We start from the raw sequence: 666 nt of genomic DNA on the forward strand, positions 1-666 counted from the left end.
CGGCCTACTAGATCTGGCATGACACGGTGACCAGGCTTACGCCTGGTAGTAATGCATCGACGCCGTTTGCTAAAGCCTTTTAACCCCATGGATTTCATGATGCGTGCAACTTTCTTGTGATTGATCGGGGTATACGTCGTGTCCTCCTTGAGGCTTGCGGCGATGCGTTTAGCACCATAAAGCCCGTGCTCATCATCGAAGATGGTCTTGATTCTTGCACCAATAACGGCATCAGAATACATCTTTAACCTGCGTTTTTTACGGGTGCTCACCCACTTGTAAAACGAGGAACGATTCAGCTTTAACACATCGCACATCCGCTTAACCGAGTACTCGGTTCGGTGGTCATCGACAAACTGGAAGCGGATCACCAGTGAGTCTCTTCGGCAAAATATTTCGCGGCCTTACGCAGGATGTCGCGTTCTTCGCGCAGCTTAGAGACTTCTTTTTCCAGCTGACGGATTCGCGCAGAATCATTCGCCGCTTGGGCTTGATCGTGCACGGCCTTCGTGCGGGCACGTTTGCCAGTGCCGTACTTTTTGACCCAAGAATGTAGCGAGGCACGGTTGATACCGAGCTCAGCTGATGCTGAGTTCAGCGAGAGATCCTAGTTGTTCTCATAGAGGGCTACGGCATCGCGTTTGAACTGTTCGGAGTACCTGGACA

General features: G+C 51.4%; 2 protein-coding genes. Both read right to left on the reverse strand.

Annotation, left to right across the window (positions count from 1 at the left end):
- Positions 1-371: IS3 family transposase (locus tag HMPREF3148_RS09550; RefSeq protein ID WP_083280929.1), on the reverse strand; the 371-nt coding region annotated here is incomplete at its 3' end.
- The gene (locus HMPREF3148_RS14160) at positions 368-502 is read right to left on the reverse strand and encodes a hypothetical protein (RefSeq protein WP_256364733.1); all 135 of its coding nucleotides are present in this window, start codon (positions 500-502) and stop codon (positions 368-370) included. The genes HMPREF3148_RS14160 and HMPREF3148_RS09550, both read right to left, overlap by 4 nt.
- Positions 503-666: the final 164 nt, after the last annotated feature.

The organism is Corynebacterium sp. HMSC05D08, assembly GCF_001807215.1.
Classification (GTDB): Bacteria; Actinomycetota; Actinomycetes; order Mycobacteriales; family Mycobacteriaceae; genus Corynebacterium; species Corynebacterium striatum.